Source organism: Ruminococcus sp. NK3A76 (genome assembly GCF_000686125.1).
Lineage (GTDB): Bacteria > Bacillota > Clostridia > Oscillospirales > Ruminococcaceae > NK3A76.
In genome coordinates this window covers 1-5,680 of record NZ_JMMA01000001.1, presented here as the reverse complement: position 1 = coordinate 5,680, position 5,680 = coordinate 1, and the positions used below count along the sequence as shown (strand labels likewise).

The 5,680-nt window shown below is 43.4% G+C and carries 11 protein-coding genes; 8 read left to right on the top strand and 3 right to left on the bottom strand.

Annotated elements, in window-relative coordinates:
• The first annotated feature begins 286 nt into the window (after positions 1 to 286).
• The 7 genes from CD05_RS19265 (at position 287) to CD05_RS19255 (ending at position 3,348) form a co-directional block, all read left to right on the top strand.
• Complete coding sequence (locus CD05_RS19265) at positions 287 to 526, top strand: recombinase family protein (protein ID WP_028508783.1); 240 nt, start codon at positions 287 to 289, stop codon at positions 524 to 526.
• 4 nt (positions 527 to 530) lie between these two features.
• Entirely contained in the window at positions 531 to 1,046 is a 516-nt protein-coding gene (locus CD05_RS21010; protein WP_242841210.1) for a recombinase family protein, read from the top strand.
• A gap of 455 nt (positions 1,047 to 1,501) precedes the next feature.
• Positions 1,502 to 1,660 carry a hypothetical protein gene (locus tag CD05_RS20790; RefSeq protein WP_198021553.1) on the top strand — a complete coding sequence of 53 codons (159 nt, stop codon included), beginning with the start codon at positions 1,502 to 1,504 and terminating at the stop codon, positions 1,658 to 1,660.
• Positions 1,661 to 2,180: 520 nt separating this feature from the next.
• The gene (locus CD05_RS20200) at positions 2,181 to 2,348 is read left to right on the top strand and encodes a helix-turn-helix domain-containing protein (RefSeq protein ID WP_084262047.1); all 168 of its coding nucleotides are present in this window, start codon (positions 2,181 to 2,183) and stop codon (positions 2,346 to 2,348) included.
• 2 nt (positions 2,349 to 2,350) lie between these two features.
• Positions 2,351 to 2,482 carry a hypothetical protein gene (locus CD05_RS21245; RefSeq protein WP_278244754.1) on the top strand — a complete coding sequence of 44 codons (132 nt, stop codon included), beginning with the start codon at positions 2,351 to 2,353 and terminating at the stop codon, positions 2,480 to 2,482.
• Positions 2,483 to 2,502: 20 nt separating this feature from the next.
• Positions 2,503 to 2,655: a hypothetical protein gene (locus CD05_RS20450; protein ID WP_156947226.1), complete on the top strand. Its 153-nt coding sequence runs from the start codon at positions 2,503 to 2,505 to the stop codon at positions 2,653 to 2,655.
• A 492-nt stretch (positions 2,656 to 3,147) separates the two neighbouring features.
• Positions 3,148 to 3,348: an IS3 family transposase gene (locus CD05_RS19255; protein ID WP_028508781.1), complete on the top strand. Its 201-nt coding sequence runs from the start codon at positions 3,148 to 3,150 to the stop codon at positions 3,346 to 3,348.
• Between the two features lie 517 nt (positions 3,349 to 3,865).
• On the opposite strand, the gene CD05_RS0100025 is transcribed toward CD05_RS19255, so the two are convergent.
• Complete coding sequence (locus CD05_RS0100025; protein ID WP_028508780.1) at positions 3,866 to 4,114, bottom strand: hypothetical protein; 249 nt, start codon at positions 4,112 to 4,114, stop codon at positions 3,866 to 3,868.
• 38 nt (positions 4,115 to 4,152) lie between these two features.
• On the opposite strand from CD05_RS0100025, the gene CD05_RS20445 reads away from it, so the two are divergent.
• Complete coding sequence (locus CD05_RS20445) at positions 4,153 to 4,317, top strand: hypothetical protein (RefSeq protein ID WP_156947224.1); 165 nt, start codon at positions 4,153 to 4,155, stop codon at positions 4,315 to 4,317.
• Between the two features lie 200 nt (positions 4,318 to 4,517).
• Here CD05_RS20445 and CD05_RS21240 read toward each other — a convergent pair whose 3' ends face one another.
• Positions 4,518 to 4,649, bottom strand: a complete 132-nt coding sequence (locus CD05_RS21240; protein ID WP_278244753.1) for a hypothetical protein — start codon at positions 4,647 to 4,649, stop codon at positions 4,518 to 4,520.
• 508 nt (positions 4,650 to 5,157) lie between these two features.
• Entirely contained in the window at positions 5,158 to 5,406 is a 249-nt protein-coding gene (locus tag CD05_RS0100010) for a hypothetical protein (protein WP_028508779.1), read from the bottom strand.
• Positions 5,407 to 5,680 lie beyond the last annotated feature (274 nt).

Below are 5,680 nucleotides of genomic sequence, written 5' to 3'. Positions count from 1 at the left end.
ACAAGACGGTAAACGGCACTAAGTATTACAGCGGATGGTCGGCTGTTAAGAAGATCAAGTATAATAGAATAATAGCTATTAATATGATTTTAGCGGCGGTGTAATAACTGCCGCTTTAATTATTTGTGCAAAGTGTATTTATTTGTAAGGGGGAGTGTAACGAACATATATTCTAATTTATGCAATAAGGAGATCTTGCCGACAGAATTTACCAAAGTTCTTGACTTTTCAGGTTTTATGGGATAATATAAAAAGCGAAGGGAGGTAAGAGTCAGCACTAATTCAGATGAGCAAAAAAGACTCTTTTACAAATCAGCAAAAGTATTATAAAAAGATGTTAGATAATAATGATGATTATATTTTTGTTGGAGTATTTGCTGATGAAGCAATCAGCGGAACAACTGACAATAGACCGAGTTTTCAAAGAATGATAAGAATGGCAGAGCAGGGGCATATTGATGTGATCTTCACAAAGAGTATCTCACGTTTTTCAAGGAAATGTCGCCGACCTTCTTCATTATTGTGAGAAGCTGAAAAACCATGGTGTTGATGTAGTTTTTGAAGAAAACGGATTACGCTTATTAGATACAACAGGATCTTTAATGCTGACAATTTTAGGTGCGGTTGCTCAAATGGAAGTAGAGAACACAAGCAGTCATGTTAACTGGACTTTGCAGAAGAAAATGGAGAAGGGTGAATTTGTTGGTCAGGCAGCACCTTTGGGGTATGATGTCGTCGATAACCAGTTAGTAATAAATGAAGATGAAGCTGAGACAGTGAGATATATTTTCAGCCGATATTTAGATGGAATAGGCGGATCAAGAATCGCCAAAGAACTTCAGAGCATGGGTGCAAAGACCAAAAGAGGAAATGAAGTTTGGAACACATCAACTGTACTTGGTATCATAAAAAACGAAAAGTACACAGGTTTGTTTGTTCAAGGAAAAACATATACCGTTAATCCTATCAGTCACGAAAGAAAAATAACAACGGAGAAGCCAGAAGTTATAGAATTGAAGACCATCATGAGGCTATTATTTCATTAGAAGATTGGGAGAAAGCACAAGCCATTACGGAGAACAGGTGCTTATCATATGCTGACGGACGAAAAAGAGGAACAACAAAAGACTATCAGTTTAGTGTTTTTACATCAAAACTGATTTGTGCATACTGCGGTAAAAAATACGTCAGAAGAAAAATACATGCAGGGACTAAATATGAGAAAGTAGTCTGGAACTGTACCACAAAATGCAAACTGGGTAAAGCGAATTGTCCTCAAAGCAAACCGATTGAAGAAGATTATATCAAGCAATCTGTTGTAAATGTAATCAAAAACCTGATAGACGATACTGACAGTATTTTCTATCTGTCAAACGGCAAGCTGAATGAGCTGCTTAAACAATCAAGCAAGAATAAAGGGAAAATTGAGGAACAGATCATCCAATGCCGAAAAAACGTTGAGATAAAAAAGAAAAAGAAAGCAAAACTGTTTGATTTGCTTTTGGAAGACACAATAACAGAAAAGGAGTACAATTCACGTCTCAATGAAATTGATAAAGAAGTAAAATCTGCACAGAAACTGCTTGATGAACTCGTTTCAATGTCAAACAAAGAAGAAATAAAATGCAAAGCAGGCTCTCAAATCGGTAAAATGATTTAGTGAGGGGGAAAGCTGACTGCTTCAACGAAGAGCTATTTAATTATATAATAGGACAGGATTAGTAATAGGCCGAGTAAGATCAGACGGCATTGATGATCCGAAAGCACTTCACTCTGAGCTTAATATTGATAATCTTTGTACGGATATGGTCGTAAAAGTTGACAAAGACCGGGTTTTGCGTTATTACTTATGAATGAGAATATAGAGGAATCATATGTAATGGACCGACAAGATTCCTTTGTTCCTATATATAACGACAATCAACATTGAGACGATAGCTTGCTGACGAAAAGCCATGTGATAGTTAACAAGGTAACAGTAAACAGCTCTTGTCAGGTAACAGGTAACAGAGTAACAGTAACAGTTGAGGTGCGGCTTACGCCGCTTATGCCCATTCGGGCGGAAACGCTTCGCTCAGTGAATAATGAATAGTGAATAGTGAATAGTGAATGAACTGTATAATAAAACTACACATTTGAAGTTAATAATGATATAATATAAAAAAAGGAGTTGGCTTCAAATGAGCACACATGGAGAAAACAGTCGGGAATTCAAATTTAAGATCATGGAACTGCACTTCAAAGATAACATATCTGTGAAAGTGTTATCCGAAAAATTCGCAATACCGGAGCAAACGATCTACACATGGCGCAGAGAGTACAGAAAGTACGGCGAGGATGCATTGTAGGCGTGGGAAAACAGCGTCCGCAGGATGCAGAACTTAGGCGATTGAAGAAAGAAAACGAAAAGCTCAGGATGCAGGTAGAGATCTTAAAAAAAGTTGCGGCATATCAGGCAGAGCAAGAGTCAAAGAAAAGATAGATGACTTGCGGGCGAGAGGATTGGATAAATATCCGATCAATCTGGTATGTCAGACTCTCGGGATAAGTACAAGATCATATTATGACCGAAAGGAAAACCCTCGCAGCAACAAAGAAAAAGAAGATCTGGAGCTTGTAGAGAAAATGCAGACGATCTTCGCTGAAAAGCTATGAGGAGTATGGCAGAGTGCGTATGAAAAAAGCACTTGAAGAAGCCGGATACCCCGATGAGTGAGGGGAAAGTCGGAAGGCTGATGGCGTCAAGGAAATATGTACCCGAAAAAAATGCAAAAATATAGGGCAACGACCAACAGCAGGCCACAAGTATCAAGTTGCACGAAATCTTCTTGACCGCAATTTTAATGCTGATAAGCCAAACCGAAAGTGGTGCGGAGACAGCACTTACATATGGACAGACGAAGGCTGGCTGTACGCAGCAGGGGATAATAGACTATGTGCACGTGATTGTGTCGGATTAAGCTTTAGCAGCAAACACACGCAGGAACTGATGATCGATTCGCTTGATCAGGCATTCAAAAAATACAAGCCGGGCGAAGGACTGCTGTTCCATTCTGACCGAGGCGTGCAATATGCTTCCAATGCATACAAAAACAAGCTTCATAAGTACAAGATGATCCCAGAGCATGTCTCGAAGCGGTGTGCCATATGGACAATGCACCTATGGAAAGCTTCTGGGCAACGGTCAAAAATGCCTGTGTACATGGCTGTAGGTTCAAAACGAGGAAGGAAGCCGAGCTAAAAATATTTGAATACGTCTTTGGCTTTTACAACACACATCGTTATCACAGCTCAAACGGCTTAAAAACGCCATATGAGCTCAGAAATGAAAAGCTTTCTATTGGCTGATATCAATAGTTTTATTAACTTTATGTGTGCAGAAAAACTTGACAGGTTCAGTGGTGCGCCTGACGGCGCTTATGGCCATTCGGCCTGTCTTCGTCTTCTTCGTCCTCAACTCAGCGTGTGTGGGTGAACCCAAGGGGGTGGCGAAGGCGAAGCCGGAGCAGGGGGGCGACCGGAAAGCCCCCCTACCTGTAGCGTGAACAAAGCGAGAGACTACCCCTTTAGCTGATTTGTCCGGGAGATTGCCTTCAAGGGAGCACTCTCGCTCTCCGAGGGTACATGAGGGGCTTTCCGGTCGCCCCTCGACCCTTCGGTAGCACGCCCTGCGGTTTTAACAATACCGTCAGATAAACACGGCCGAATGGCCATAAGCGCCGCAGGCGCACCTCAATTATGCATTATGCATTATGCATTATGCATTGAAAAAGCATTATGCATTATGCATTGAAAAAGCATTATGCATTCTTAATTATGCATTAGAAAAGACCGCCCGAGGGCGGTCTTTTGCTATGGTCTTTTGCTATTTCTTTATGTCTTTGATGTATTCCGTTATCTTGTCGTAGTCGTTTTTTATCTCCTTGTAGAGCTCGATGCCTTTCTCGCTGCCAAGCCTGCTTCTTAATGCGTTGTAGAACGCCGTCTTGTTCCTGGCAGTCTCGGCTGTTTCTCTGATTATTTTCAGCTCGTCCTTGGTGAAGGGCGGCTTGTGCTTGGCACCCATGAGATTGTTTAAAAACTGATTTACCATGCCCTTCTGTGCCCTTGACATCTCGGCTGCTGCCGGCTTTTTCTTCTTTTACCGGGGCTTTGGGTGCAGGAGCGTTGGGCGCAGGCGCTTTGGGGGCGTTTGGCTGCGGTGTCTTTCTCGGCCTGCCACGCTTTCTGGGCTGCGGCTGCGGCTCGGGCTGCTGTATTTCGGATAGCTCCGGCTCTGTAGCCTGCCCGGGCTCTGCCTGCTTCTCCTCAGCCTGAGAGGAAGCTGCCTGCTCGGCGGTCAGCTCCATAGCCTTTGATATCTCCGCCTCGAACTTGTCAGGCTCTATCTCAGGCACATCGGGCGCTGAGTATGATATCTCCTCGGGCTCGGAGGGCTGTGGGGGTTTCGGTCATGGGCTCGGGGGTCTGTGGCCGCCTCGGGCTCTGCTGCTATAGGCTCGGGCTCGGCTGTAGGCTCAGGCTCGGGAACAGGGCTCCTGCCGCTGATTTGCAGCGCCGATGTTCACACGCCTGGTGACATTAGCCTTGCCAAACGAGCGGTAGCGCTCGACAACGACATCAAAGCCCTTGTCACGGCTGACTATCACAAAAGCTCCTCTCGGTGTTGTAAACTATGCCCAGCACCGACACTATGTCAAAATCCATAGCGTTCATGATGCCGTTTTTGCTCTTGTAGAATTTTATCTCGGCCTTGGTAAAGAGCAGCGCCCTTATCGTGGGAATTTTCAGCGTGTCTGCCTTCTCACTGTAGAAAAACTATCAGCTCATCGGTCTCATCTAAGATGTTTTGCGCCCTCAAAGCCGCCGCTGTTGACGTTTTCGAGGTCTATAAGATATAGTATGTAGTGTTCATAAAGTCTCTCCTGTCATGTGTGATGTGCGGTCTGATTAAATTATAACCGATTATCACACGTTTGTCAATAATGCAGAAGATACAAAACCGCCCCCGAGTTTTGCTCGGGGGTTATGTGTTATATTATTACGGTGATGTGATATGGGGGTAAGGGAGCCAAGCGTTGTTTCCGTGATGGTCTGTTTCAATGAATGAGGAAAAATCAGAATCAAACATTTCTTTATTAAGTGAAGCAGGTTCTTTCAATAAAAGCTCTTACACTGTTCGACCACCGGCTTGTTGATGCTTGTATAAACAATATTGTAAATCCATTCGGTAGTAAGAGCATCAACCTTGACCTGACCGTCAGATATATATGCTTTGCAGGCAACAGGTATATAATGCGTTCTGTCGCCTGCGTGAATACCAATTACACCGTCCCAGTTCATAACGATGACCAGATTGCCGCAGATGAAAAACTCGTTGTCGGGTTTCTGTAAGTATCTTGACATTTTCCAATGAGTAAGGTTTGACTATAGCACTTTTTCGATAATTATTTTTATAATCTGAAGAAATTACGGTATATAAATCAGCTATGTCATAAAACTTTTCCTCACCCCCACTTTGCGCAGCTCCTGAGCCATTTGTTCATCGACCCTTTTTGGTAGTCACGCTTACAGCTGCGCTCGGCTTGCCCCAGTAGGTCACACCGCTTTACCTTGCGGTATGCACGCACCTTGAATTTGTAGCTCTTGCCCTTTGAAAGCCCCGATACCGTGTAGCTTG